Genomic DNA, 1,455 nt, shown 5'->3' on the forward strand with positions numbered 1-1,455 from the left:
TGATACCAGTCATTGGCGGTAGCACGCGTTTACTATATAAGCTACCCACCCACGGCGTGTCTGCGGTAATCAGACGCAGCTGGGTTAAGTGAATACCTGCTTCTAGTGTTGAGGCATGACGTTCATAGTGGCGACGACTGATGGTCAGACCTGTCACGTGTGCCAGACTGTTGGCTATAACAGTGATCTAACTAATCGTTAGTTTTTCGATCATGTCAAAATTACATTCGGCTATAGGGTGACCTGTTTGTCTTACGCCCCAAAGCTCAAAATATATGTCGTCATATGAAACATAGGTATGAAAAATTTTATCTTTAATTGATTGGTCATCATACAAGGTGATATTATTATTAACTTTATACGTATAGCTACTGTAAAGCTCATCAAATATTTCAACAGCCTTATCATGATTGTTAACTATCAAGTTAATAGTTTCAATTAGTTCAAGCTGATATTGTTTTGGCAATGTATGGCCAAACTCATTTCCGATAAATGCGCCATTAAAATTATATGTAATATCTGTAAGGTAATCATCTCCTCGAATAAGCACATAGCCTTGGCTGGTATGGAAGGTAAAAGTGTCAGTGTAGTCTTCATTTTCTTCGAACTTGTATTTTAGTTTCTTCCATAGGGGAGATATCCTTAATCTTTCAATAAACGTTGCTCTGGAAATAACGTCAATGGGTTGTTGTCTTTGTATGCCAGTATCAGGCGCTACGGGTTCTACCATTTCATATTCTTGTTCAATCGAATATTGTCGACAATCTAAGGCTTCATTATCGGTATTAACTTTTTTATTTGGTAGCTCATGACAACCTGCTAACGGCAAAAGCAATAGTATTACATATTTAACTTTAATCATATGGAATTCCAATTTTATTAAACTATGGTTTGAGTATTATCTAATGCTTCGGTCTTTTCTTAGTAGATCCCACTGCCACTTAAATAGTGACCACATATGATGCTTATATGGATTCGTCCCGCCACTCTCTTTTCCTGTGCGATCTAATAAATAAGAATAATCCATTAAATTGTCCGTATACCCTTGATAAAAGCTGTGTCGTGTCAACGAACTACTGGCAAATGTATGTGGCAAGCTAAAACTATGACCCAATTCATGTGCAAAAGTATCTAATTGAGTATTACCTTGATCAAATAATACCACTGCATTACCCCAAACCTTTGAAAAACAATCATCGTTGAACGTACAGTCAAATAAGTTCTCGACCATATTCTTTTCACGTGCTTGAGCGCTACCTAATGTAGTGTAAATACCAGTTTTAACCTTATAGTCTGTAAATATTACGAAAGTTTTTTTATTATTAGCACCTTCAATGCCACCTGAAGGTACGTATTTTTCACTAAATAATTCATATAGTTTGACTATATCTTTTTGGCTATGTTTTAATAATGTGTTGATTAATTTAATGATAGAATAATGGTGTTATAGTAGTT

2 protein-coding genes are annotated in these 1,455 nt (G+C 35.5%); both read right to left on the minus strand.

The annotated features are described in order from the left end of the window. Window positions 1-187: 187 nt before the first annotated feature. On the minus strand, window positions 188-862 hold the full coding sequence (locus EI164_RS16105; protein WP_192520986.1) for a hypothetical protein: 675 nt from the start codon (window positions 860-862) through the stop codon (window positions 188-190). Window positions 863-898: 36 nt separating this feature from the next. Beyond that, window positions 899-1,432 (minus strand): M12 family metallo-peptidase, encoded by a 534-nt coding sequence (locus tag EI164_RS16110; protein WP_192520987.1) that lies wholly within the window; start codon window positions 1,430-1,432, stop codon window positions 899-901. Window positions 1,433-1,455 lie beyond the last annotated feature (23 nt).

Source organism: Psychrobacter sp. FME13 (assembly GCF_014861395.1).
Taxonomy (GTDB): Bacteria; Pseudomonadota; Gammaproteobacteria; order Pseudomonadales; family Moraxellaceae; genus Psychrobacter.

Bases quoted from the DNA above. Each gene is read 5' to 3' on its own strand.
- EI164_RS16105 (WP_192520986.1), bottom strand. From the start codon at position 862: ATGATTAAAGTTAAATATGTAATACTATTGCTTTTGCCGTTAGCAGGT.